Source organism: Anoxybacillus sp. CHMUD (assembly GCF_013096965.1).
Lineage (GTDB): Bacteria > Bacillota > Bacilli > Bacillales > Anoxybacillaceae > Anoxybacillus > Anoxybacillus kestanbolensis_A.
This window is the reverse complement of the sequence record NZ_SDLG01000078.1, coordinates 1-439: the sequence shown is the minus strand read 5'-3', so window position 1 is coordinate 439 and position 439 is coordinate 1. Positions and strand designations below refer to the sequence as shown.

At 39.4% G+C, this 439-nt stretch carries 1 protein-coding gene; it reads left to right on the top strand.

All coding sequences use genetic code 11. The features are described 5' to 3' along the window. A partial coding sequence (locus ETB99_RS14680; protein WP_171700941.1) for a threonine/serine exporter family protein occupies positions 1–435 on the top strand: 435 nt, incomplete at its 5' end. Positions 436–439: the final 4 nt, after the last annotated feature.

Sequence of the window (439 nt, the reverse complement as noted above, 5' to 3'; positions counted from 1 at the left end):
CATTTACAGCATGCATCATTACAATATTCTTTTTTAACGAATTTCTTTGCAGCTGCCATTGCATGTGGCTTCTTCCTGTTCATGTTTGGTGGTGTCGCATCAGATTGTTGGATTGCAGTCATTGCTGGTGGATCCGCATTTTTAACATTCAGCTTTGTGCAACGCTATATACAAATTAAATTTTTCTCAGAGTTTGTTGCAGCCGCTGTGGTCATATCCATTGCAGCCACATTTACTAAATTAGGTATTGCAACCAATCAAGATATCATTACTATAGCCAGTGTCATGCCACTTGTCCCTGGTATATTAATTACCAATGCCATTCGAGATTTATTAGCGGGTGAATTACTTGCAGGTATGTCTCGTGGTGTTGAAGCTGCATTAACAGCATTCGCAATCGGTGCTGGTGTCGCAATCGTTTTATTAATCATTTAAGGAA